Origin of the sequence: Pontibacter mucosus (assembly GCF_003054055.1) — a bacterium.
Lineage (GTDB): Bacteria > Bacteroidota > Bacteroidia > Cytophagales > Hymenobacteraceae > Pontibacter > Pontibacter mucosus.
On record NZ_QBKI01000014.1, the window covers coordinates 26,703 to 50,307 of the forward strand.

General features: G+C 51.6%; 21 protein-coding genes and 1 pseudogene. 15 read left to right on the plus strand and 7 right to left on the minus strand.

The features are described 5' to 3' along the window. Positions 1–187: 187 nt before the first annotated feature. Both C8N40_RS20750 and C8N40_RS20755 read right to left on the minus strand, forming a co-directional pair. Entirely contained in the window at positions 188–2,038 is a 1,851-nt protein-coding gene (locus tag C8N40_RS20750; RefSeq protein ID WP_108213800.1) for a pyruvate kinase, read from the minus strand. Positions 2,039–3,115: 1,077 nt separating this feature from the next. Then, positions 3,116–3,460: a hypothetical protein gene (locus C8N40_RS20755; protein WP_146173616.1), complete on the minus strand. Its 345-nt coding sequence runs from the start codon at positions 3,458–3,460 to the stop codon at positions 3,116–3,118. 213 nt (positions 3,461–3,673) lie between these two features. Between C8N40_RS20755 and C8N40_RS20760 the strand changes: the two genes are divergently transcribed. The 11 genes from C8N40_RS20760 (at position 3,674) to C8N40_RS20810 (ending at position 15,183) form a co-directional block, all read left to right on the plus strand. Beyond that, positions 3,674–4,297: a DUF1684 domain-containing protein gene (locus C8N40_RS20760; RefSeq protein ID WP_108213732.1), complete on the plus strand. Its 624-nt coding sequence runs from the start codon at positions 3,674–3,676 to the stop codon at positions 4,295–4,297. Between the two features lie 199 nt (positions 4,298–4,496). Then, entirely contained in the window at positions 4,497–6,908 is a 2,412-nt protein-coding gene (gene pheT / locus C8N40_RS20765; protein WP_108213733.1) for a phenylalanine--tRNA ligase subunit beta, read from the plus strand. A gap of 4 nt (positions 6,909–6,912) precedes the next feature. Continuing rightward, a complete protein-coding gene (locus tag C8N40_RS20770) occupies positions 6,913–7,209 on the plus strand; it encodes a hypothetical protein (protein WP_092100022.1) in 297 nt (98 codons plus the stop codon). Between the two features lie 59 nt (positions 7,210–7,268). Beyond that, positions 7,269–7,556, plus strand: coding sequence for a cell division protein ZapA (locus tag C8N40_RS20775; RefSeq protein ID WP_108213734.1), 288 nt, complete (start codon positions 7,269–7,271; stop codon positions 7,554–7,556). Between the two features lie 113 nt (positions 7,557–7,669). Then, positions 7,670–9,268, plus strand: a complete 1,599-nt coding sequence (rny, locus tag C8N40_RS20780; RefSeq protein WP_092100020.1) for a ribonuclease Y — start codon at positions 7,670–7,672, stop codon at positions 9,266–9,268. Positions 9,269–9,548: 280 nt separating this feature from the next. Next, complete coding sequence (locus tag C8N40_RS20785) at positions 9,549–10,757, plus strand: alpha/beta hydrolase-fold protein (RefSeq protein WP_108213735.1); 1,209 nt, start codon at positions 9,549–9,551, stop codon at positions 10,755–10,757. A gap of 173 nt (positions 10,758–10,930) precedes the next feature. Continuing rightward, positions 10,931–11,464: a hypothetical protein gene (locus tag C8N40_RS20790; protein ID WP_108213736.1), complete on the plus strand. Its 534-nt coding sequence runs from the start codon at positions 10,931–10,933 to the stop codon at positions 11,462–11,464. A 52-nt stretch (positions 11,465–11,516) separates the two neighbouring features. Then, positions 11,517–12,383 (plus strand): carboxypeptidase-like regulatory domain-containing protein, encoded by an 867-nt coding sequence (locus tag C8N40_RS20795; RefSeq protein WP_108213737.1) that lies wholly within the window; start codon positions 11,517–11,519, stop codon positions 12,381–12,383. Positions 12,384–12,452: 69 nt separating this feature from the next. Next, positions 12,453–13,736 carry a serine hydrolase domain-containing protein gene (locus C8N40_RS20800; protein WP_108213738.1) on the plus strand — a complete coding sequence of 428 codons (1,284 nt, stop codon included), beginning with the start codon at positions 12,453–12,455 and terminating at the stop codon, positions 13,734–13,736. 108 nt (positions 13,737–13,844) lie between these two features. Further along, a complete protein-coding gene (locus C8N40_RS20805) occupies positions 13,845–14,282 on the plus strand; it encodes a carboxymuconolactone decarboxylase family protein (RefSeq protein WP_108213739.1) in 438 nt (145 codons plus the stop codon). 349 nt (positions 14,283–14,631) lie between these two features. After that, positions 14,632–15,183 carry a hypothetical protein gene (locus tag C8N40_RS20810; RefSeq protein ID WP_108213740.1) on the plus strand — a complete coding sequence of 184 codons (552 nt, stop codon included), beginning with the start codon at positions 14,632–14,634 and terminating at the stop codon, positions 15,181–15,183. A 153-nt stretch (positions 15,184–15,336) separates the two neighbouring features. Here the strand turns inward: C8N40_RS20810 and C8N40_RS20815 are convergent, their stop codons facing one another. The 3 genes from C8N40_RS20815 to C8N40_RS20825 all read right to left on the minus strand — a co-directional run bounded on the left by C8N40_RS20815 (position 15,337) and on the right by C8N40_RS20825 (position 17,225). Beyond that, positions 15,337–15,924, minus strand: coding sequence for a carboxymuconolactone decarboxylase family protein (locus C8N40_RS20815; protein WP_108213741.1), 588 nt, complete (start codon positions 15,922–15,924; stop codon positions 15,337–15,339). A 147-nt stretch (positions 15,925–16,071) separates the two neighbouring features. After that, positions 16,072–16,629 carry a peroxiredoxin gene (locus C8N40_RS20820; RefSeq protein ID WP_108213742.1) on the minus strand — a complete coding sequence of 186 codons (558 nt, stop codon included), beginning with the start codon at positions 16,627–16,629 and terminating at the stop codon, positions 16,072–16,074. A gap of 122 nt (positions 16,630–16,751) precedes the next feature. Next, the gene (locus C8N40_RS20825) at positions 16,752–17,225 is read right to left on the minus strand and encodes a Dps family protein (RefSeq protein ID WP_108213743.1); all 474 of its coding nucleotides are present in this window, start codon (positions 17,223–17,225) and stop codon (positions 16,752–16,754) included. A 163-nt stretch (positions 17,226–17,388) separates the two neighbouring features. Here C8N40_RS20825 and C8N40_RS20830 point away from each other — a divergent pair, with 163 nt between their 5' ends. Then, a complete protein-coding gene (locus C8N40_RS20830; protein ID WP_108213744.1) occupies positions 17,389–18,327 on the plus strand; it encodes a hydrogen peroxide-inducible genes activator in 939 nt (312 codons plus the stop codon). 355 nt (positions 18,328–18,682) lie between these two features. Beyond that, positions 18,683–19,660, plus strand: a complete 978-nt coding sequence (locus C8N40_RS20835) for a Gfo/Idh/MocA family protein (RefSeq protein WP_108213745.1) — start codon at positions 18,683–18,685, stop codon at positions 19,658–19,660. A gap of 336 nt (positions 19,661–19,996) precedes the next feature. Here C8N40_RS20835 and C8N40_RS22860 read toward each other — a convergent pair whose 3' ends face one another. Then, positions 19,997–20,275 carry a hypothetical protein gene (locus tag C8N40_RS22860; protein ID WP_170114174.1) on the minus strand — a complete coding sequence of 93 codons (279 nt, stop codon included), beginning with the start codon at positions 20,273–20,275 and terminating at the stop codon, positions 19,997–19,999. A 166-nt stretch (positions 20,276–20,441) separates the two neighbouring features. Next, on the minus strand, positions 20,442–21,332 hold the full coding sequence (gene sucD, locus C8N40_RS20845) for a succinate--CoA ligase subunit alpha (protein ID WP_108213747.1): 891 nt from the start codon (positions 21,330–21,332) through the stop codon (positions 20,442–20,444). Between the two features lie 234 nt (positions 21,333–21,566). Between sucD and C8N40_RS20850 the strand changes: the two are divergent. Together C8N40_RS20850 and C8N40_RS20855 are read left to right on the plus strand one after the other, a co-directional pair. After that, positions 21,567–22,547 (plus strand): annotated as a pseudogene (locus C8N40_RS20850) (PLP-dependent cysteine synthase family protein); the annotation flags it as partial. Positions 22,548–22,858: 311 nt separating this feature from the next. Beyond that, positions 22,859–23,296 (plus strand): response regulator, encoded by a 438-nt coding sequence (locus C8N40_RS20855; RefSeq protein WP_108213748.1) that lies wholly within the window; start codon positions 22,859–22,861, stop codon positions 23,294–23,296. Positions 23,297–23,605: the final 309 nt, after the last annotated feature.

Genomic DNA, 23,605 nt, shown 5'->3' on the forward strand with positions numbered 1-23,605 from the left:
TTGGCTGGGAACTAGCAGGGATTTATCCTCCGTGCTGCGCCAGAACGATGGTAGTACAGGGTGAGTAGCAGAAAAAGGAGTAGTAGCGCTTTGTGCTTGTAAAGGTATAAATATAATTTATTAAAGTGCAATTACATCGCCAGGTTTCTATAAAAAAGTATGAAGCAAGCTATTGATGCTGAAAGGATTACTCCTGAATAAGGTTGCCCAGGTCCGAGATGTGCAGCATCCGCAGCATAGACGTTTTCTTGTGCTGATGCTCCTGCATGCGGACCAGGATATCGTGCAGCAGTTCGATGGCCTGTATGATATGCGGCCCCTTGTTAAGCATCACACAGTCGGCGCGCTGCGACATGGCCGCATCCGTGATCTCGGCCCGCGACGGCCGCCCTTTCTTGGCCAGTGTCTCGAGTACCTGGGTAGCCCACACTACCGGCATGTGCGCCGCCTCGCTGAGCCACAGGATTTCCTCCTGCGCCTCGGCCAGCCGCTGCCAGCCGCACTCCACTGCCAGGTCGCCGCGCGCAATCATGATGCTGGTAGGGTGCAGCTTCATGGCCGTCAGGAGCAGGTGCGGCAGGTTTCGGAAGCCCTCTTTGGTTTCAATCTTAAGCATGACGCCCAGGTCCGTGGCGTTGAGCCGGCGCAGTTCCTCGTGCAATGCCTCCACGGTGTCGGCATGGTTCACGAAAGAAAGGTTGACGATGTCGGCGTGTCTGGCTATAAACTTAAGATCCTGGCAATCCTTCTCGGTCAGTCCTTTTAAATGGAGCTTGCTGTCGGGCAGGTTAATGCCCTGGTCGGCGCGCAGCCTGCTGCCTTTGCTGTTGGCAAAGGTAATTTTTACCAGCAGTCGGTCCGGGCTTACTTCTTCCAGCACTCCCTCAATCTTGCCATCATTAAAAAGGATAGGCTCCCCTACCTTGGTCTGTGTAAAGACCTCGGGCAGGGTGCAGGAGATGTGCGCGGGTTGTACCACGTGCCCTTGCGCGTCAAAAGTGGCGGGTTCTCCCGGTATGGGCTCTCGGTTTAACACCAGGAAGCTGCCCTTCTGCAGGACAAGGGGCACTTCCAGGGCTTTCAGGTCCCCGACTTTAGTGGAGCGTTGGGTCACATTTTTCCCTTTCAGGACCAGCTCCGTGCCCGTGTTGATATAGGACGATTTGAGCAGGTGCGCCAGCACGCCTTTCTCCTCCCTCCTGATAATCGTCATAGACCTTCTGCGGCCCCGGGTGTCCTTAAAGGATAGCCTGTCGCCCTCCTGCAGTTGCACCTGCCAGTTCGCGTCCACCGGCAGCCAGACATCCGCATCTTTCGGCAGCGGCACATCCTGCGGGGCGAGCCACACTTTGGCGGCCTCAATCACCTGGCCCAGACTGTCTTGTATGGGGCGTATCACCTGCAGCTTGGGGCCTTCCTTCAGCGGGCCGGTGCGCAACTTGGGGCCCATCAGGTCCATGAGTATTTTGCAGGGGATGCCGGTTTCCTGCTCGGCCCTGCGGATGTTCTCCACCATTTTGAGCCACTCCTTCTCCGTGTCATGGGCACAGTTGATGCGGGCGCAGTTCATACCCGCCTTCAGCAGGCGCGGCAGCAGCTCGTACTGGTCGGCAGCCTCGGAAGGAAGCGTTACCATGATGCGGGTAGAGCGTTTTTCGGGCTTTGGGCCAAGCAAGGCCTCCGTGTGTTGGGCGAGCAGCTCCCGGTTCTCGAAAAACGACACAGCCAATTCTTCCCGGGTATCCTTGCAGTCGCCGATGCGGCACAGGTGCTGGCGCACAGCCTGCAGACTGGCCAATACATGCCCCTCCGCGCGGCCCAGCGAGGATAGGCCCAACTGAGCCAGCTGCTCCTGCAAATCGCGGATGTCGTGCTGGCGCAGAGCCAGGTAGTGCAGCAGGTTTTTGGCGCTTTTCTTAAACTTCGGGTGAACTGCCTCAACGGTGGATCCTAACTTTTCCTCCAGGGCAATGGCGTCCTGATGCAGCTGGTCCAGCTGGTTTATCAGGCTTTGGTAGTGCTCTTTCGTTTTTCGCATAACAAACAGTGGTATAAAGGCATACGGCGAAGCATGGGGCATGGATAGGATGATTGGGAAGTGCTTGCCAGCCTGTAAAGTGTAAGCCCCGTTCAGTAGAGTCCCAGGTTATGAACAGGAGGGAGGCGATAAAGTTATAGTATGGCTGGAAAGGGAGGGTAAAGTATGATTTTGCCCTGTACTTTACATGATAGGTCGACTCTGGCAGTGCCGGGTCCAGTCGTCCCTGCCAAGTATAAACCCCGGCCCGGGCCTAAAAAACAGGGGAGGGGGTTATGCAATGCCGGGCCCAACCACCCCTGGCCCCTCCTTAGCCAAGGCGGGGAGCCTGTTATTGCTGGTGCTGAAGTATAAGTTCTATAGTTGCTGTCCTTGCGCGGACAGGTCGAGACCTGTCCCTACAAAGTATAAACTCAGCAAACGATTACACCCCTATTGAGCTTTGCTCGCAAGTTTCGAACTCCCGTTCTCACTTGTCCTCAAGGGGACAGTCTGGTCTTTAATCATTCCCTGTCATCTCGAGCTGCGCGAAAGATCTATCGGGAATTCTAACCAGATCTCTCCCGAAGGTCGAGATGACAGCAGGGGCAGCGGCTATCGAATGATTCCCAGCCTTTGGGTTGAGCGCCTTCTAGATTTCCGGTGCCGCCTTAGCGGCATTGCGACCGAAGGGTAGCAAAGGAAATGTAGACAGCGCGATGCCCGAAGGCGAGGCCTCCCGGCCTAGGAGGGCACCAAAGTATAGATGCAACTATAGGTTTGTGGGGGCTGGAGGATGAAAGGAGGCTAGGAAGGATAGCTTGGTTCAGGTTGCGGGAAGCGGCGGCTATAGGAGGAACAAGCGTACGCTTGCGCCAGACAATCATTAAGTTAAGTATAGCCAAAGTATGACTAACGTAGACTTGGAAGTCCGCAGCAGAGTAGTTCCGGACAAGGATGTCCGGAACTACTAACCTAATGAAGTATAAAAGTATAGCAGAAGTATAAAGTATAGCTAAAGCCTATGCCGAAGCAAGAGCAATTGAAAGTATAAAACAGCAGCGGCTGAAGTATACTTCAGCCGCTGCCACTAATATGTTACTTCTGCCCGAGCGGCGCGCCCACCGGAATGGCGCAATCATGGCCCGGCTCGCCGTGGGGCGGGTTGGTGCCCGGGGCCACCGTGGTTTTGGCCGGAATAGGCGACAGATTTGGCTGAACAAGTCTTGGCTGCGGGGTGCCATCCAGTGGCGCACCTACCGGAAGGGCACAGTCGTGGCCCGGCTCGCCGTGGGGCGGGTTTAGTGCTACTTGCTTGGCAGGCGCCTGATTAGTATTGGCAGCCGGAACGGTAGCGGTAGTTGTGTTCTCCTGTTCGTTGCCGGAGCAGGAGGCAAATACCATCGCCGACATTATCAGTAAAGTAGAAAGTGCAGTTCTCATGCGGGGTTTAGTTTTTGAAGTATAAATGTCTGAACACAGCGAAGTGCCTGTTAGTTTCCGTACAAGCCCGAAGTGCCGTTTGGCTGTACTAGTTATGCATTCCGGAGTTAAAGTGCAAATTTATACTTCCTATCCGCTAAAGTACTTCTACCTTACCGCTACTTTCCTCCCCAAAAATTTCCGACCTTTGTGTAAACTATAACCCGGAGTTTTATGCAAAGACCGCTGAGACTTGTTTTAATGGCGGGCCTGGCGCTCGTCATGTTCTACTTCCTTCAGGACGCCCTTTTCAACGACGATAACTACATTAAGCCCCTGCTGCAGGAGCGGGAACAGAAAGACCTTTCGTTCCGGAGCCGCAGCAGCAGCCCTTTTGACGATGCCGGCCGCCGGGCCTTCAAGAACCTGGTGTATTACGAGCCCAACCTCGATTACCGCCTGACTGCCTCCGTGGAATTATTGCCCCAGCAGGACACGCTGCTTTTACCGCTAACCAACGGGAGTTACGAGCCCTACATGCGCTACGGCAAGGCCACGTTTAAGGTGGAGGGGCAGCAGCACCAGCTCACGCTGTACAAGCGCCTGAGCGGCGAAAACAAGGAGGAGCTCTTTGTGCCCTTTACCGATAAAACAAATGGATTCGAAACCTACGGCGGCGGACGGTTCCTGGATATACCCTACGAAGAGGGGAAAAGTAAAATCGTGCTGGACTTTAACCGCGCCTACAGCCCCTTCTGCGCCTTTAACCCCGATTACGTGTGCCCGCTGCCACCCAAGGAGAACCGCCTGAGCGTTGCCATACCGGCCGGCGAGAAAACCTACGAAACGCCGGAGTAAGCTTCTCAGACAAAGGACTATCGGACAAAGGACAAATTGGAAAGTATAAGGACGTTGAGCAGCCTGCGCAATCCTTCTTCTAACAATCTTTTGTCAAATAGTCTTTTGTCCTATTTCATCCCATATCATAATTATCCTTATTTTTGGGGAATGGCGGCTGCCCAGGCAGTAGCCAAAACAAAACCAACAGAGATTAAACATGCTGATTTCATACGACTGGCTTAAACAACTCATACATACAGATAAAACCGCTGAAGAAATAGGTACACTGCTGACGGGCGCTGGCCTGGAGGTAGAGGGCATCCATACCTTCGACGTGGTGCAGGGCGGCCTGGAGGGCATCGTAATAGGGGAGGTGCTGACGTGTGAGCGCCATCCGGATGCCGATCGCCTGAGCATCACCACCGTGGATATCGGGGCGGGGGAGCCAAGCCAGATCGTGTGTGGCGCGCCCAACGTGGCAGCCGGGCAGAAAGTGGTGGTGGCCACTGTGAATAGCACGCTCTACCCTGCCGGAGGGGAGCCTTTCAAGATCAAGAAATCCAAGATCCGTGGGGCGGCCTCAGAAGGCATGATTTGCGCGGAGGATGAGATCGGTATTGGTACGTCGCATGACGGCATTATGGTGCTGGATACCGATTTGCCGAACGGAACGCCTGCCGCCGAGTTCTTCGGCCTGGGCTCCGATAAAGTATTCGAGATCGGCCTGACGCCCAACCGCGCGGATGCCGCCTCGCATTTCGGCGTGGCCCGCGACCTGCAGGCGCTGCTCGACACGAAGGCGCAGCTGCCAAACGTCGAAGCTTTCAAGGTAAACAACACTTCCCGTCCGGTTGCGGTGGAGATACAAAACACAGATGCCTGCCCGCGCTATGCTGGCCTAACGGTTTCAGGTGTAAACGTGGGCCCGTCGCCGGAATGGCTGCAGAAGCGCCTGCGCGCCATCGGCCTCTCGCCTATAAACAACGTGGTGGACGTAACCAATTTCGTGCTGCACGAGTTGGGGCAGCCGCTGCACGCCTTCGATGCCGACAAGATTAAAGGCGATAAGATTGTGGTGCGAAACGCAGAAGCCGGCATTACCTTTAAAACGCTGGACGGTGTGGAACGCAAGCTGAACGCCACCGACCTGATGATCTGCAACGCCGTGGAGCCTATGGCCATCGGCGGCGTGTTCGGAGGTGAGGATTCCGGCGTATCGGAGGCGACGACAAGCATTTTCATCGAGAGCGCCTACTTCTCGCCAGACTCTGTTCGCCGCACAGGCATGGCGCACGGTCTTAAAACAGACGCCTCTTTCCGCTTTGAGCGCGGCACGGATCCCAACATGGTCATCACGGCCCTGAAGCGCGCGGCCCTGCTGGTGCAGGAGGTAGCCGGTGGCGAGATAAGCTCCGAGATTGTGGACGTGTATCCGCAGCCCATCCAAAACCACGAGGTGAAGCTGAACATTGCGCGCGCCCATACTTTAATTGGCCAGCACATCGGCGTGGAGCGCATCAAAACCATACTTACTGATCTGGGTATTGAGATCACCAGTGAAACCGAGACGGACCTGACGCTGTCGGTGCCGCCGTTTAAGGTGGACGTGACCCGCGAGGCCGATGTGGTGGAGGAAATCCTGCGCATCTACGGCTTCAATAACATTGAGATGAGCGAGAACCTGGCCACCACTTTTCTGGCCAAGTTCCCGAGCCCTTATGCTGAGGACGTCACTGAAACGATTGCGGGCTACATCGCAGCCAACGGGTTCCACGAGATCATCACCAACTCCATTACGAACTCCAACTACTACCAGGCCATCGGCGAAACAGCCAACCTGGTGCAGGTGGTCAACTATAACTCCGAGGACCTGGACGTGCTGCGCAAGAGTATGGTTTTCTCAGGCTTGGAGGTGCTGCGCCGCAACATCAACCGCCGCCAGCGCGACCTGAAGCTCTTTGAGCTGGGCAAGGTATACGAGCTGCAGGAAGGAGACTACAAGGAAAGCCGCCGCCTGTCGCTGTACATGACCGGCAACGTAACGGCCGAGAGCTGGAAGCAGGCAAGTATAAAAACCGCCTTCCACGACCTGGCTGGTGTGGTACAGAACGTGCTACGCAAGCTAAACGCCGGTGATTTTGAGGTGCAGAAGCTGGCGGAGAACCCTTACATGCGGCAGGGTATTGCCTACGCCAAAAACGGTACGGTGATAGCCGAACTGGGAATGCTGGACACCGCTATCACCCGCCTGATGGAGGTGAAGGAGCAGGTATGGTACGCCGAACTGAACTGGGATTACCTCCTGAAGAAGTATAAAGACAAGCTGGTGGCCGAGGAACTGCCGAAGTTCCCGGAGGTGCGCCGCGACCTGTCGCTGGTGGTGGACAAGCACGTGAGTTTTGACGAGCTGAAGAAGGTGGCCTTCCGGGTGGAGCGCAAGCTGCTGCAGGACGTGAATGTGTTTGACGTGTACGAGGGCGACAAGATTGAGGCAGGCAAAAAAGCCTACGCCCTGAGCTTTACCCTGCAGGACAAGCAGCAAACCCTGACCGATAAGGTGATCGATAGCACCATGAACCGCCTGATGCAGCAATTCGAGAAGCAATTGGGAGCTTTTATCCGCAAGTAATGTTATGGCTAAGGACACGCAAGTACAACAACTCCGGCAGATTGAAGATAAGCTGCGGAAAATGATTCAGCGCCACCAGGAGGTGCAACAAAGGCTCTTGCAGGCTCAGCAGCAGCTAAAAGAGCTCGAAGGACTCCTGGAGGAGAAAGACGAGCAGATAAAAAATTTTCAAAATCAGGAGAATATTGTTAAAATTGTAGACGCGATAGCAGGAAATGCTGCAAATTCGACAGAATTGAAGCTCAGGCTAAACGAATATATCAGAGAAATTGATAAGTGCATTGCTTACCTACAGGACTAAGTATGAGCCGCTAAAGCGCTCGGAAAGGTTGGTAAGCCGAACCATAAACTACGCAGCGGATGAGTGAATTATCTATTAAGATTCGCATCGCGGAACGCGAGTATCCGATGCGGGTGAAGGAAGAGGAAGAAGAAAGAATCAGAGCGGTCGGGAAAGTTCTGAACGAGCGGCTGCGCTTTTTCAAGGACCAGTTTGGGATACAGGACAAGCAGGACCTGCTGGCGATGGTGGCGTTTGAGGCCATGGCCGAAAAGGTGAAGCTGGAGGAGGAGCATACCTCCCATGTAGCCCAGGTAGACCAGCAGCTCAACCTTCTGGACGATCTCTTATCATCGGTGAGCAAATAGGCGGAAGAACTTTTACCTCTTTCGGCTATACTTTCGTTTAGGCCCAACAGCCATACCATGTCTCCTTTGCAGGTGCTTGCTATACGTGTTTAAAAACCATAAACGCTATAGTTATGCCCGACATCCTTTATATTGTACTAACTGCCCTCGTCTCGCTGATAATCGGCGTAGTGATTGGGCGTGTACTGCTGCAGAAGGTATTTAAGCAGCAGGAGGAAGAGGCTCGCCAGAGAGCCAAAAGTATCATTCGCGAAGCCGAGCTGAACGCGGAGACCATCAAGAAAGACCGCATTCTGGAGGCCAAGGAGAAATACCTGAAGATGAAGGCCGAGTTCGAGGAGGAGATGAATAAGAAGAAGAACCTCATCATCCAGAACGAGAACAAGGTAAAGCAGCGCGAGCAGCACGTTACCAAGCAAATGGAGCAGGCCAAGCGCCTGGAGGCTGACCTTCATAAAGAGAAAGAAACTCTGCACGCGGAGTTGGAGAAAGAGAAAAACCACCTGCACGCACAGCACGAGCAACTCAAGAAACGCCGCGAGGAGGTAGAGCAGCAGCACGAAGAGGTGGTAGGCCGCCTGGAGAAAATCGCCGGCCTGACGGCTGCCGAGGCCCGCGAGCAACTGGTGGAGGCCCTGAAGAATGAGGCTACTTCCCGCGCTTCCTCCCATATCAAAGACATTGTGGCCCAGGCCAAGCTTACGGCCACCAAAGAGGCCAAGAAAATCGTTATCGAGACGATCCAGCGCACTGCCGCCGAGCATGCCATCGAGAACTGCGTATCGGTGTTTAACATCGAGAGCGACGATATCAAAGGCAAGATCATCGGCCGTGAAGGTCGTAACATCCGTGCCCTAGAAGCTGCCACCGGCGTGGAGATCATCGTAGACGATACCCCAGAGGCAATCATCATCTCCGGTTTCGACCCGGTGCGCCGCGAGATCGCGCGCCTGTCGCTGCACCGCCTGGTGGCCGACGGTCGTATTCACCCGGCCCGCATTGAGGAGGTTGTAACCAAAACCCGCAAGAATATTGAGGAGGAGATCGTGGAAATAGGCGAGCGTACCGCTATCGACCTGGGCATCCACGGACTGCATCCGGAACTGATTAAGATGGTGGGCCGCATGCGCTTCCGTTCGTCTTACGGACAGAACCTGCTGCAGCACTCGCGCGAGGTAGCCAACCTGTGCGCCACCATGGCCGCCGAGCTGGGCCTGAACGTGAAGCACGCCAAGCGCGCCGGTCTGTTGCACGACATCGGCAAGGTAACGCCAGACGAGCCGGAACTGCCGCACGCCATCATTGGTATGGAGCTGGCCAAGAAGTATAAAGAGCATCCGGACGTGTGCAATGCCATTGGTGCCCACCACGACGAGATTGAGATGACGGCTATGATTTCTCCGCTGATACAGGCCTGCGACGCCATCTCTGGCTCCAGACCAGGTGCCCGCCGCGAGATCATGGAGTCGTACATCAAGCGATTGAAGGAGCTGGAAGAAGCAGCCGTTTCGTTTGACGGGGTGAACCAGTGCTACGCTATACAGGCCGGCCGCGAGCTGCGCGTGATGGTAGATGCCGACAATGTATCGGACGAGAAAGCACAGCAACTCTCCTTCGACATCTCGCAGAAGATTGAGAAGGAAATGCAGTACCCTGGCCAGATAAAGATCACGGTTATCCGGGAGATGCGCGCCATCAGCTATGCCAAGTAAGCATTATAGTTGATATTAAATAAGGTTAAACCGCCTGCTGCATCTGTGGCAGGCGGTTTTGTTTTGGCTATACTTGAAGGACAACTTGCAGTGCTTATACTTTATATATTTTTATATTTATCCTTACATATGCTATATTGAATAACCTAGTCATACTATCTACCAGTTGCTGGAAGTATGAGAGGCGTATTGCTCCTGCTATGCAACACTAAGATACTGTTGCATATTCTAGCAGTATCCTGATGGTTATTTAGTTACCGGTTCACCTAAACAAGAAGAAATGAAAAAGCTTCTCCTCGCCTTGCTGTTGCTATTTTCCTCGACAGGCTTTTCGCAGCACGGAAGGATCGAGATTGGTGTTATAGACAGCTTACAGTCGCAGGTGCTAGGGGAGGCTCGGGAAATATGGGTACATGTACCAAAGCAGCCGGAATACTATGGGGACTACTTTGCCCACAAGCGTTACCCCGTACTTTACCTGCTCGATGGAGACTGGCATTTTCAAGCGGTTACAGGACTCATGCACTTCCTAAGTTCAGAGAACGGGGCAGGCATGGTTCCTGAAATGATTGTAGTGGCTGTTGTAAATACAAACCGCACCCGCGATTTTACCCCAACCAACTCTACTAAAAATTGGGATGGGACAGAGGCAAGATATTTACGGCAATCGGGTGGCGGCGAGAAGTTCACGGCCTTTCTGGAAAAAGAACTGATACCCTACATTGATGCGAAATATCCCACAGAGCAGTACCGTATGCTCGTAGGGCATTCTTTCGGAGGCTTGCTGGTGACAAACACGCTGGTGGATAAACCGGAACTTTTCAACTCCTATGTAGCCATTGACCCTAGCTTATGGTGGGACGATAAGTTGGTCCTGAAGAAAGCAATAAATGACTTCAAAAAGGGAGACTTAAAAGGTAAGAAGCTTTACTTAGCCTTAGCTGATTCGGCGCTTACCGTTAAGCAGGACCCGACTAGCACAACCCACGTGAGGGCGAATATGGAGTTTGCACGCCTGCTGGACAGGCAAAGTAGTAGGTCTCTTAGGTGGAAATACTATGCGGATGAGAATCATTTCTCCCTTTTTCTTTATGCTGTAAATGATGCTATGCGTGCATTTCTAGCTCATGAGCCCTTACCCATACCAGAAGCAGGTGTGCAAGCCGCCACTTTCAACGCCCAGTTTGTAGAGGAACATTACAACAGCATAACCACCAACTTTGGCTATAAAGTGCTGCCGCCCGAGTCATTGGTGTATTCCTTTGCTCTTGCTTGCCTGAACCGCGATTTGCCCGATAAAGCTCTTGGCTTCTTGCAATTAAATAAAACTAATTACCCGCAGAGCTTTGGTGTATATGATGCCTTAGGCGACTATTACAGTAAGAAGGGAGACAGGAAGAAAGCCATAGAGCACTTCACAAAGGCTTTGTCGATAAGGGAAAATCCGGAGACACTTACAAAGCTAAATGGGCTGAGGAAGAATAAGTAAAGAATCATTTTGCAACTGGCTATAGCAGGATGGGCAAGTTGTCAGTGGTAAATAGCTTATACTATTTACTATATATAGTATATTCGTTAGCCCTGTTCTATTTTGCTACTGAGTTTGATAATACGAAGGGCCACTCTTTATACTTTGGTGATAATCATGAAAATTTATAAGCTATGAAAAACATACTCCTCCTCCTCTGCCTCCTTAACCTCACAGCTGTCACTAATATCTATGCTCAGGACCAGAAACCACAAATCCTAAATGTGGAAACAGTAAAAGGAGGAGTGGTGGCAATAGACATGAACAACAAAGACTGTATCCATGTCGTGGACGGGCTGGTAACCGATGGTGTTGAAGAAGTACCGGCTATACTACTGGCTCACTTTGAGCAGGCGGTTAGCAAAGAAAAGCTTGATAAACTAGGTTTCAATGATAGCCAGTGCGTTTTGGTAAAGTCTTCTTTCGACCTGGATATTGAAAATTATATTTACAGACAGGTGCATGCACAGGTACAGCGCATTGGAACCCAGTACAAGGTGCCCATCGCTGTAAACGGTCAACTCACCTCCTCGTTTGCAGCCAGGCGGAGCCAGCTTGCCGGCATAAAGCCTGAGCAAATCAAAGAAGTCAGGTTTTTAGACAAGCCAGCCGCACAAGCAAAGTATGGTGACCAAGTTGTGTTTGGTCTAATTGAAATTGTGCTCTAGCTGTTCTCTCCTATCTTAACTTGAACCAGTTTGTACTCACAGACTTCTGATAATGTACTCCAAGCCCTTAGTTTTATTACTTCTTCTGTTTGTTAGCACCAGCATCCATGCACAAGCACTAAGAATTTCGGGAAGAGTAGTAAATACCACCACACAACAGCCTATACCTTACGCAAACATAGGTATAGCCGGTAAAGCAATAGGTACAGTGGCTACTGCCTCGGGCGACTTTGCTTTCACTGTAAAGGAGGGGCAGCTGGCAAGCACGGACAAGCTCGTGGCTTCCTGTGTCGGTTATGAAAGCATGGTAATAGCCTTGGATGCTGGTAAATTGGAGGTCCTGCAGATCTCGCTAAAACCGCAGGTTGTGGAGATTGCCGAGGTAAAGGTGCAAACAGGTAAGCCTAGAAAGAAGGTACTCGGCAAAGACGACAGAGCGTTCTTTACGCATTATAACTTCTACACAGTGCATGACACTGCTGCACATGACCGACTGGGGCGTGAGGTAGGTAACTTTATCAAGCTAAGCAAAGCATGCTATGTGAACGACTTCAATGTGTATGTGGGCTGGAGCGAGTTTACTTCCGTGAAGTTTAGGCTCAATATCTATGACGTAGTGGATGATTTGCCGGGGGAAAGCCTCTTGCAGGAAGATGTGATTTTCGAGGCGAAAGGCAGTAATCCAGGTTGGGTGCAGGTTGACCTGAAAGGGTACAATATACTTCTGGAAGGACATGATCAGGTGGCTGTAACAGTGCAGTGGCTGGAGAGTGTGAAGCAAAAAGATGGTAGTAGGTTCCTGGCCGTGCCTGCGGCCATTTCACCAGTGCATTCAATTGTAAGAAGGGATAAAAGTGCCGCGGGGTGGAAGAAAAGCGGAGGCTACCTGAGTATGTACCTCAACGCTGATTGCTATTAACCTGAAGCACAGGAAACGACTAACTAACCCCTGGTATAAAGCATAAAGCAGCTGCACCAACTCTCATAAATGAAAACACTCTACCTCACCTTTACTCTCCTTTCCGGACTCTGCATCGCCATCGCCTATAAAATAAAGGACGACTACTTTCATTTACCTTACCCCAATGCCATCGAGTATATTCTGGTGCTGTTTGTCCTGCTGGTCACGGCTATACTTTTAATCTGGCGAAAGCACCGCCGACTCAAATTTATTCTTGGGCTTACATCGGCAGCTATCATTTTGCTGGTGGTGAACAGTATGAACTACTTCTTTGAATGGCACCCGCTCAACCTGTCGTTGCCCTTCACTGCGTCACAATCTTTTGAGGTGAGCCATGAGCCTTATAACTGGCAAACCGCCACACCCGAAAGTACCGGGTATGCGCCAGAGGACATTGAAGAGTATCTCCAGGCGATCGAGGGTTGGGAAAGGTTAAGAGGTTTAGTTGTTATCCAGGATGGGAAGTTAATCGCGGAGAAATATCAGAAGGGGGCCACCCGGTACAGTGCCTTTAATGTCCACTCTGTTACTAAAAGTATAACTTCTGCACTCGCCGGTCTTTCAGTTCAGGAAGGCTATCTAAAATCAGAAGATGGGTATGTAATGCCATACTTTTCAGAGTACCAGGGAAGGGTTTCGGGGGAATCAAAGAATAATGTAACGGTAGCACATCTGTTGTCCATGCGTGGCGGGTTTACCGGCTGGGACGGGCCGCAAGGTGTTGAGCAGGTGCTCTTGAAGGAGGAGGTAGCTGAAAGTAAGATAGGGCAGGAGTTTAAGTATTTCACAGGCTCCCACATGCTCCTCTCCGCTGTAATTACCAGGGCTTCTAACACCACCACAAAGGAGTTTGCCCTGGAAAAGCTATTTAAGCCATTGGGCATACAGTGTGGTTTCTGGCGAAAGGTGGACGGTTACTACGCCGGAGGCGACGAGACATACTTTACAGCGCGTGATCTTGCCCGGTTTGGGGAGTTGTACCTCAACAAAGGCAAGGTGAACGGGGTGCAGCTCCTGGACTCTGTATGGGTGGAGAAAAGCCTCACAAGCTATACAAGCGAGAGCAGCGCATTCCGCACCTTGGGTTGCTATCAGGAGGTAGGGTATGGGCTCTCCTGGTGGCTCTTAAACTATAACGATCAGCCTGTCTACACCGCCAGGGGCAAAGGCGGGCAACACATTCTGATACTGCCCGAGCAAAAAGTTGTGGCGGTTATCCTGCAGGAGTGGAACCTGCAGAAAGACTTTGAGAGCGAAAACGCTTATTTGTGCCAGCTGCTGGCCTTGTTAACCAAGGAAGAAGGGGTGTAATAGGATACCTGAGTGAAATAAGGAGCAAGAGGCGTTCTTGAATTAATTTAATTTTCTCCCTTTCTTTATCGCCGGCCTTCGTGTCAGCAGCATTTAAAAACACATACTATGGAAAAGCGAGTTAACATCAGCCAAGTAGAGCCGCAGGCGTTCAAAGCCCTGTATGCATTGGAGGACTACATGCAATCGACGGATATAACGCCCACGCACAGAAACCTCATCAAAATCCGCGCTTCGCAGATAAACGGATGTGCCTTCTGCATCGACATGCACACCAAAGAGGCCCTTAAAAAAGGAGAAACGAATCAGCGCATCTTCCTGCTGAATGCCTGGCGTGAGGCACCCTTGTTTTCGGAAGAAGAGAAGTTGGTCTTAGCTATCACTGAAGAGGTTACCCTAATCCATCAGCAGGGGCTGTCTGAGGAGACGTACCAGAAAGCAGCCGCACTGTTTGATGAAACCTACATTGCCCGGCTTATCATGCTGGTCGTAACGATCAATGCCTGGAACCGGGTTGCCGTCAGTTCGAAAACGACTTTTTCTTAAAAGTTATGGGCAATAGTATCTTATACTTACTATTGGGGAGACCGTGTTATTTGAAGGGGGAGCCAGTGCTAGGCTAATCAGTCTGGCTGTATGCTGCTCGCCATCTAAGTATAAGTTGATATTAAATAAGGTTGAACCGCCTGCTGCATCTATGGCAGGCGGTTTTGTTTTGGTTATACTTGATAGGCTGGAATGTTTCTATACTTGAGTATCTATACTTGCCTTGGTAACGAAAGAATGTACACGCTCTCTTTATTTTATTTATGCTGATTCATATATATAGTATATTCGTTAGCTCACTTCGCAGGATTTGGGCGTTTTAATCTAGTTGTAAGGCATTAAGACCGTAATGAAAGACTTCTTTAGAAAAATTAAGCTAGTAGATAATCTAACTACTGAAATTGAAATTCAAAGAAATGAGTTTGTAGCTAGGCTCAAAGAAAATGTGGATGAAGGGAGCACTAGTCTTTTCTCAGACATGTTTGATGTGTTTTCTTCTAGTTCAAATGAATACAAGGGAACTATAAGAATGGAGTACTTTAAGCTAAGAAGAAGGAGAAGGTTTTTTGATATGAATATGAACGTAGCTGTAGCAAAGGGAACATTTACACAAAAGGAAAAGATTCTAATTGTTGATACTGAGATAAACGGATTCAGTGGAATGATGATACCATTCTACATGTTTGCAATAATTTTTTATTTGATTTTTATTTCCACGTTTCTCTTTGCTGAAAACATAGAAGGAGCCAGTTTCGCATTTCCCTTTTTAGTTATACATGCTGCTTTTATGTTTGGGCTTCCGTATTTCGTGATGCGGAGAAGTGTGGATAGAATGAAGCATGAGCTAGAAAGAGAATTCTATTACATGACAAAGAACAAAACACCTTACAATAATAGCTAAAAAGTATTAAAACGCTTTTTAGCACGACCGCCGCAATCTCTTGTTCATAGTAAATCTACCGCCCTATTACCTTCCTGGAACATATGAGCCATAACAAAAACACCCGCAGAAACTGCGGGTGCTTTCAGGTAACTTAACTTAGCTTTAGGGATACTATTTGATAATCTTGCTCAGGCCCACCACTACGGCAGCCACGCGGATGGCGTCGAAAATGCGGGGCTCTTTGGTGCCCAGTTGCATCACGGAGGCCTCGTGGGAGGTAACGCAGCGCTCGCAGCCGTTGATGGCCGAGATGGCCAGGCTCATCAGCTCGAAGAACTCCTTGCCCAGCACCGGCTTCATCATGATGTTCATCTTAATGCGGGCAGGCTGCTGCTCATACTCCTCCTTGCCAGCGAAGTGACGGAAGCGGTAGAGGATGTTGTTGGTGGCCAGCAGGGAGGCGCAGGCGATGGCCTCAGCCACTTCGCCTAGTTCAGCGCCGTTTTCCAAGGCCTTCTCTTCAAAAGCCTTCACCAGCACCTCGTTCTCCTCGTTGGCCGCCGCCGACAGGGCCAGCAGGTAAGCTTCTTTTATACTTAGGGCCTCACCGGCCAGGGCGCTTTTCAGGTTCACGCGCAGGTCGCGGAGGTAGCGTGATTCGGTTTCGCTCAGTTTTTCCAGTGCCGGGAAAGTGCTTTCCTCCGGCAGGCCCAGGTCTTTGAGTAAATCTATCTTGGTTTCTTGTGTTGCAGTCAGCATGATAAATGGGTTTTAGTTTGGTTGGATTCAAAACTAAAGTATAAGTATGGCGGCGGGCGGCCAGGCAACAGGAGACCAGCCCGGCCACCGCGCCATACTCATCGTCTAAATAAACTATATATGAAGTGCGCTCAGCGCGCGTGAAGGTTAGGCAGTGATGGTTTCCTCGCCTTTCTGCCAGTTGCAAGGGCAGAGCTCGTCGGTTTGCAGGGCGTCGAGCACGCGCAGCACCTCGGCCACGTTGCGGCCCACGTTCAGGTCGTTGAGGCTCACCCAGCGGATGATGCCCTGCGGGTCCACGATGTAAGTGGCGCGGTAGGCTACTTTCTCCTCGGCCTGCAGAATGCCCAGCTCCTCTGCCAGCGATTTGGAAGTGTCGGCCAGCATCGGGAAGCGCAGGTCGCGCAGGTCCTCGTGGTCGCGGCGCCAGGCGGCGTGCACGAACTCCGAGTCGGTAGAGGCACCAATCAGCACAGCGTCACGGTCGCGGAACTCGTCGTAGTTCTTGTTGAACTCGGCAATCTCGGTGGGGCACACAAACGTGAAGTCTTTCGGCCACCAGAACATCACCATCCACTGCTCGTTGTGGCGGTGCGTTTCGCTGGAGATCTCGTAAAACTCCTTGCCTTTTTCTATGGATACAACAGCCTGCTTCTTAAACTCCGGGAAAACCGAACCAACGGATAAAATTCTATTTTGCGTCATTTCTTTTTAATGAATAGTGAGTAATGAGGAATGAATAATGAATAGGTTGAAGTATGGCTGCCGAGGCAGCTTATACTTTAATAAGGTCTTATGTCCTAAGTCTTTTGTCCTTTGTCTAGCTGCTAGCTCAGGAAAGCATTCAGCATCCAGAGTGTTTTCTCATTTTCGTGGATGTTTTCGCTGATAAGGGCCACGGTGCCCTCGTCGCCAGTCTCCGCGGCTAGTTTCAGAATCTCGCGCTCCAGGTCCAGCAGAGTGCTCAAGTTCTGCTGCGTGGCCTGCACGGTTTCTTTGCCATCGCTCAGGTTGCCTGCCTCTTTTATACTTGACACGCGCAGGTACTCCGAGAACGTATGGAGCGGTTGCTGTCCGATGGTCAGGATACGCTCGGCAATGGCGTCTATCCTGCCAAGGGCGGTGTTATAGAGCTCCTCAAACTTGTCGTGCAGCTGGAAGAAGTACACGCCCTTGATGTTCCAGTGGAAGCCACGCAGGTTCTGGTAGTATACATGATAGTTCGCCAACAGCTCGTTTAGCTTCTGTGCTACCTGTCTGCTGTCTTCTTTCTGTAGTCCGATATTCGATAGTTTTTCCATGTTTTATACTTGTGTGATGTTTTGCTTTGATGTTGATACAAAGGTCCCCCATCTGGTTATATATATCAAATTGATTGTTTTTATACTTTGATAGCTAAAGTTTATAAGGTACTTTTGCGGGGGGCAGAGCCCTATGAAGTATAGATTATCCTTATCTTGAGAAATGACTTTAGTACAGTTAGAATACCTGGTAGCCGTAGACACCTACCGCCACTTTGCCACTGCCGCGGAGAATTGCTTCGTGACACAGCCCACCCTGAGCATGCAGCTACAGAAGCTGGAGGAGGAGCTGGGCGTGCAGCTGTTTGACCGTAGCCGGGTGCCGGTGCGCCCTACAGAACTGGGCAAGGAGATTATTGCGCAGGCGCGCGTGGTGCTGGCCGAGAGCAAGAAGATTCAGGAGCTGGTGCAGAACCAGAAGCTGGAGCTGAGCGGGGAGCTTCGCATCGGCGTTATTCCCACGCTGGCCCCTTACCTGATTCCGCTGTTCATCACCAGCTTTCTGCAGAAGCACCCGCAGGTGCGCGTGGTGGTGCAGGAACTGCTCACCGACGAGATTGTGGAGAAGCTGAACCACGAGTTGCTGGACGTGGGCCTGCTGGTGACGCCGCTGGGCAATAAAAGTATAAAGGAGCTGCCCTTGTTCTATGAGGCCTTTGTGGCCTACATCAACCCTGGGCACCCATTGGCTAAGGAGCGCCACATTGCCCCCGACGAGCTGGACACAAGCCAGTTGTGGGTGCTGAACGAAGGCCACTGCTTCCGGAGCCAGGTGCTCAATATCTGTAACCGCGGCGGCAGCGCCGACCCCGGCAGCCACCTCGATTACAAGAGCGGCTCTCTGGAAACGCTTAAGCGCATCGTAGAAACCCAGCACGGCCTGACGCTGTTGCCAGAGCTGTCGGTGCTGGACATGCCGTCAGAGAAACAAAAGCTGGTGCGCAACTTTGAGGAGCCGCAGCCGCTGCGCGAGGTGAGCCTGGTAATCCACCGCACTTTCCTGAAGAAGAAGCTGATAGAAGCGCTACGCGAGGAAATCCTGAACTGCATTCCGGCGGGCATCAAAAACCGCGAAAAAGAGAAGGTAGTAGCGATAAATTAAAGTATAAAACTCAGGTTGCGATGAACTCTCCTCTTCCTGGAGGGCTTACGCTTCGGGCACAAGTTCATTGCTGCTTCAAGTTTTCAACTTGGAGCTATTATGGGGCCAGTTTTCAACTGGCATAAGTATAAATAGCGGCTCCCGCAAGCTGAAAGCTTGCGGCTAAGGATAACCACGAGCTGAAAGCTCGCGGTAGAGGAGGTAGGTTATACTTCTGTCCTAATGGTAGCCTCGGAGGGGTAAGGGTGGATTTACACCATCACTCCAAAGCAAATTTTAACTCAAGTTATAAAGTATAAACATTGCTTTTGCCGTGGGCTGAGCCAGCTCACGTTCATCATAAAATCATAAACAGATGCAAAAAGTACGCTGGGGTATCATTGGCTGTGGCGATGTAACCGAAGTCAAAAGCGGACCGGCCTTTAACAAGGTTCAGGATTCGGAGCTGGTGGCCGTGATGCGCCGCAACGCAGCCAAAGCCCGCGACTATGCCGAGCGGCACGGCGTGCCCAAATGGTACGATAGAGCCGAGGACCTCATCCACGATCCGGAGGTAGACGCGGTATACATTGCCACACCCCCGGATTCGCATGCGGCTTATACGTTGCAGGCAGCCGCTGCCGGCAAGCCGGTATACGTGGAGAAGCCCATGGCCCTGAATTACGCCCAGTGCCAGGAGATGATTGCGGTTTGCGAACAGGCCAGGGTACCGTTGTTTGTCGCCTTTTACCGCCGAAGTCAGCCGGCTTTCCGGAAGGTAAAGGAGCTGGTAGAGAGCGGAGTGCTTGGAGACATCAGGTTAGTGACGATAAAACTCTTCCAGCCCCTCAGGCCAGCGCAGTATAAAGATAAGCTGCCATGGCGGGTGCAGCCCGAAATCTCCGGTGGCGGCTTGTTCCACGATCTGGCGCCCCACCAGTTCGATATCCTGGATTTTATACTTGGACCTATCGTGTTGGCCTCCGGACAGGTGACCAACCAAGCCGGGATGTACGAGGCGGAGGATTTGGTAACGGCCCAGTTCAGGTTTGAGAGCGGCGTATTGGGCAGCGGCGTGTGGTGCTTCAGCGTGGCCGATCAGCAGCAGCAGGATAGTATAGAAATCATTGGCAGCAAAGGTCGCCTTACCTTCCCCACGTTTGCCAGAGAGCCCATACGCCTGGAGACAGCCGCCGGAACCGAGGAGTTTCTCCTGCCGCCGCCACAGCACGTGCAGCAGCCGTTCATCCAATCCATTGTGGAGGAACTGACCGGACAAGGGAAATGCCCGGGCTCAGCTGTTTCTGCCGCGCGTACTTCCTGGGTGATGGACCAAATTGTGGGCAGGGGCTAAGAAGAACAAGCCGTGACTGAAGGTCCTGCGAGGGTGCAGACGCCTTAGCTTGTCCCTTGTTTTTCTGGAGTAAGCTAAGCTATGATTTAGGGAATTGTCCTCAAGGGGACAGGCGAGAACGCGAGTTCGAAACTTGCGAGCAGCGCTCAACAGAGGTGTGAAGCTACGGAGCAAAACAACTAAGATTGTGTTGAAGCGCAATCTCCGCAAGTGTAAACACCCCTATAGTCCCCTCAAGGGGACAGTACGCTCTATCCTTCACTTGCAGGCGCGGGTTTGTAACCCGTGCCTTGTTATGAGGTCGGATTTGTAATCCGACTGGGGCGGAGGCCCAAGCTATAGCCGGTCACGAGCGTGGACTCTGGCGTTATAACAAGTGAATTTAGCACGCTTGCCCTCGCTCGCCTCCGGCGAGTGTGCGTCATGGGGCGGCCTCTGGCCGCTTTGAGTATAAGTATAAGTATAAGTATAAGTATAAGTATAAGTATAAGTATAAGTATAAGTATAAGTATAAGTATAAGTATAAGTATAAGTATAAGTGGCGGGACGCCGCCAGAAAAGCTCACACTCGCCGGAGGCGAGCGAGGGTATTAATTTAAGAGCCTTTGAAAGCATTAACCCATTTTGTCATCTCGACAAATGGAGAAATCTATCTCTGATGCTGAAGAGCCCCCCTCACAAAGCTCCGGATGACAGAGAGGGGTAAGGCATAAAACAAGAACAGGCTGCCTTTGCGGGGCAGCCTGTTTTATACTTGAGGTTATACTTTCTGGAAGTATGACTAAGCGTTGATGCCGGCTTCTTTCAGCGCCTGAACCATCGCGTCGCCGATCTCGGCAGGAGACTCCACTACGTGGATGCCGTTCTCACGCATGATCTTCATTTTAGCGGCAGCCGTGTCATCAGCACCACCCACAATAGCGCCCGCATGGCCCATACGGCGGCCAGCAGGAGCCGTTTGGCCAGCGATGAAACCTACAACTGGCTTCTTGTTGCCAGTCTCGCTGATGTACTTGGCAGCCATGGCCTCGTAGTTACCACCAATCTCACCGATCATCACAATCGCATCCGTCTCAGGGTCGTTCATCAGCAGTTCAACGGCGTCTTTGGTAGGCGTACCGATAATCGGGTCACCGCCGATACCGATGGCTGTAGAGATGCCCAGGCCAGCCTTCACGATCTGGTCGGCAGCCTCATAGGTTAAGGTACCGGATTTAGAAACGATGCCGATGCGTCCTGGCTTGAACACGAAGCCTGGCATGATGCCCACCTTCGCCTCGCCTGGCGTGATAACGCCCGGGCAGTTAGGGCCAATCAGCGTCACGTCTTTACCTTTCAGGAAGTTTTTAGCAGCTACCATGTCCTTTACAGGGATACCCTCTGTAATGCACACGATAACTTTGATTCCGGCAGCGGCAGCCTCCATGATGGCGTCGGCGGCAAAAGCCGGTGGCACGAAGATAATCGATACGTCGGCTCCGGTTCTCTTCACAGCATCCTCCACTGTGTTGAAAACCGGCAGGTCCAGGTGGTTGCTGCCACCTTTGCCCGGCGTAACACCACCCACTACGTTTGTGCCATACTCAATCATCTGTGATGCGTGGAAGGAACCTTCCGAGCCTGTGAAGCCCTGTACGATCACTTTCGAATCTTTATTTACTAAAACACTCATGTGTATCTTTTTTAAGTTGTGTATAGACGGTACTACGATAAGGTTGTGCAAAAATAGGTTTTTTTGCGGCCCCTGCAAAAAATAGTTAACCCGAATATAGGCTTTGGGCCGGAACCTCAGGGCCTTTCAGGAGGTTATACAGGGGCAGTGCCGCTGTCCGCAATGTTGGTACAGGGGCAGACCGTATGGCTTATTTTCTTTACATTTGCACTAAAATCTATAAAAACTGAACAGATGGCTTATCTGAATCATATCACCGAGGCAATCGGTAACACCCCGCTTGTAAAATTAAACAGTGTAACAGCCGGTATCAAAGGCACGGTGCTGGCTAAGGTAGAGTACGCCAACCCCGGCAACTCGGTTAAGGACCGCATGGCCATTAAGATGATCGAGGACGCCGAGAAGGCTGGTATTCTGAAGCCCGGCGGTACTATCATTGAAGGCACCTCCGGCAACACGGGCATGGGCCTGGCGCTGGCGGCCATTGCCAAAGGCTATAAATGCATCTTTACCCTGGCCGATAAGCAAAGCAAAGAAAAGATAGACGTGCTGCGCGCCGTGGGCGCCGAGGTGGTGGTATGCCCTACCAATGTGGCACCGGATCATCCGGACTCTTACTACTCGGTGGCCAGGCGACTGAATGAGGAGATTCCGAACTCCTTCTACCCGAACCAGTACGACAACATGTCGAACACGGCGGCACACTACGAAACCACCGGCCCCGAGATCTGGGAGCAGACGGACGGCAAGGTGACGCATTGGGCTGCCGGTGTGGGCACGGGCGGTACCATCTCGGGCGTGGCCAAATACCTGAAGGAAAAGAACCCGAACCTGGTAACGGTGGGTATCGATACCTACGGCTCTGTGTTCAAGAAGTATAAAGAAACAGGCATCTTCGACGAGAAGGAGATCTACGCCTACGCCACAGAAGGTATCGGCGAGGACATCCTGCCCAAAAACGTAGACTTCGACCTGATCGACACCTTCATCAAAGTATCGGATAAGGACGGAGCTGTGATGACCCGCCGCCTGGCCCGTGAGGAAGGCCTTTTTGTGGGCTGGTCGAGCGGATCGGCGGTTTACGGTGCCCTGGAGTATGCCAAAGAACACCTGAAGGAGGGTGACGTGATGGTGGTACTCCTTCCTGACCACGGTACCCGCTACTTGGGCAAGATTTACAACGATGACTGGATGCGCCAGCAAGGCTACATCGACTAAGCATAAAGTATAACATTTAGTCAGGACCCGGATAAATTACCGGGTCCTGTTTTTTTAATGTTGCAACATAATCAATGTTGTAACATAATCTTACGCTGTCAGTTTACCTTAATACAGTGGTGGCCGGAAAAGGTGGTACAGATGGCAGGGTAGGAGAAGTGTGGCGGCAGGTCCGGTAACAGAAACATCCGATGCCACAGACAAATAGCCGGCGGTAGTACTCATAATACCGTAAGTTTGTATACCTTTGTGAGAGTGTAAGTATAAACACCTTAGCCACTGCTCTTACGAGTGACTAAAGAATCCCTATGAAAAAGCTGTCAGGAATTTTACTTATTGACGACGACGATACGACCAATTTCCTGAACAAACGGTTACTGGACAGGATGGAGGTTTCCAACCATATCCGCACGTTTGTTAATGGCAAGCAGGCTTTTGATTACTTATACAACGTTAGCAACAAAAACTACGAAGTAGAGAGCAGCGAGTACTTTCAGCCGGAGCTTATCTTTCTGGATATCAACATGCCGGTGATGGATGGCTTTGAGATGCTGGACCTATACGAGCGCCTGAACCCGGAGTTCCGCAAGAAGATAGTGATGGTTGTGCTGACCACCTCCACGCACCCGCAGGACACGGCCAACTCCAAAAAGTATAACGCCGAGTACATCATCAAACCCCTTACTGCCGAAAAGGTAAACAGGCTACTGGAAGTACACTTCAGCGATAAAGGCGAAGAAGCATAACAACATATGAAGTATAAAACAGAAGGGGCAGCCATACTTTGGCGGCCCCTTCTGTTTTATACTTTCTCCGCCGCAGACGGGCTTCATACGGGAGGCAGGTTATACTTGCAGTACCGGGCCCAACCACCCCTAACCCCTCCTTGGCTAAGGCGGGGAACCCGGTTGTTACTGATGCTGAAGTATAGGTTTTATAGTGATGTTCTCGCGCGGACAGGTCGCGACCTGTCCCTACAGAGTATAAACCCACCCCAGCCCCTCTGAGGAGGGGAATTATACTTACTCCTTTTCCTGTCATCTCGACCTTTGGGA

Bases quoted from the DNA above. Each gene is read 5' to 3' on its own strand.
- C8N40_RS20770 (WP_092100022.1), top strand. From the start codon at position 6,913: ATGGCTAAGGACACGCAAGTACAACAACTCCGGCAGATTGAAGATAAG.
- C8N40_RS20755 (WP_146173616.1), bottom strand. From the start codon at position 3,460: ATGAGAACTGCACTTTCTACTTTACTGATAATGTCGGCGATGGTATTT.
- C8N40_RS20795 (WP_108213737.1), top strand. From the start codon at position 11,517: ATGTACTCCAAGCCCTTAGTTTTATTACTTCTTCTGTTTGTTAGCACC.
- C8N40_RS20805 (WP_108213739.1), top strand. From the start codon at position 13,845: ATGGAAAAGCGAGTTAACATCAGCCAAGTAGAGCCGCAGGCGTTCAAA.
- sucD (WP_108213747.1), bottom strand. From the start codon at position 21,332: ATGAGTGTTTTAGTAAATAAAGATTCGAAAGTGATCGTACAGGGCTTC.
- C8N40_RS20835 (WP_108213745.1), top strand. From the start codon at position 18,683: ATGCAAAAAGTACGCTGGGGTATCATTGGCTGTGGCGATGTAACCGAA.
- C8N40_RS20800 (WP_108213738.1), top strand. From the start codon at position 12,453: ATGAAAACACTCTACCTCACCTTTACTCTCCTTTCCGGACTCTGCATC.
- C8N40_RS20810 (WP_108213740.1), top strand. From the start codon at position 14,632: ATGAAAGACTTCTTTAGAAAAATTAAGCTAGTAGATAATCTAACTACT.
- pheT (WP_108213733.1), top strand. From the start codon at position 4,497: ATGCTGATTTCATACGACTGGCTTAAACAACTCATACATACAGATAAA.
- C8N40_RS20855 (WP_108213748.1), top strand. From the start codon at position 22,859: ATGAAAAAGCTGTCAGGAATTTTACTTATTGACGACGACGATACGACC.
- C8N40_RS20750 (WP_108213800.1), bottom strand. From the start codon at position 2,038: ATGCGAAAAACGAAAGAGCACTACCAAAGCCTGATAAACCAGCTGGAC.
- C8N40_RS20830 (WP_108213744.1), top strand. From the start codon at position 17,389: ATGACTTTAGTACAGTTAGAATACCTGGTAGCCGTAGACACCTACCGC.
- C8N40_RS20825 (WP_108213743.1), bottom strand. From the start codon at position 17,225: ATGGAAAAACTATCGAATATCGGACTACAGAAAGAAGACAGCAGACAG.
- C8N40_RS20760 (WP_108213732.1), top strand. From the start codon at position 3,674: ATGCAAAGACCGCTGAGACTTGTTTTAATGGCGGGCCTGGCGCTCGTC.
- rny (WP_092100020.1), top strand. From the start codon at position 7,670: ATGCCCGACATCCTTTATATTGTACTAACTGCCCTCGTCTCGCTGATA.
- C8N40_RS20815 (WP_108213741.1), bottom strand. From the start codon at position 15,924: ATGCTGACTGCAACACAAGAAACCAAGATAGATTTACTCAAAGACCTG.
- C8N40_RS22860 (WP_170114174.1), bottom strand. From the start codon at position 20,275: ATGCTTTCAAAGGCTCTTAAATTAATACCCTCGCTCGCCTCCGGCGAG.
- C8N40_RS20820 (WP_108213742.1), bottom strand. From the start codon at position 16,629: ATGACGCAAAATAGAATTTTATCCGTTGGTTCGGTTTTCCCGGAGTTT.
- C8N40_RS20790 (WP_108213736.1), top strand. From the start codon at position 10,931: ATGAAAAACATACTCCTCCTCCTCTGCCTCCTTAACCTCACAGCTGTC.
- C8N40_RS20775 (WP_108213734.1), top strand. From the start codon at position 7,269: ATGAGTGAATTATCTATTAAGATTCGCATCGCGGAACGCGAGTATCCG.
- C8N40_RS20785 (WP_108213735.1), top strand. From the start codon at position 9,549: ATGAAAAAGCTTCTCCTCGCCTTGCTGTTGCTATTTTCCTCGACAGGC.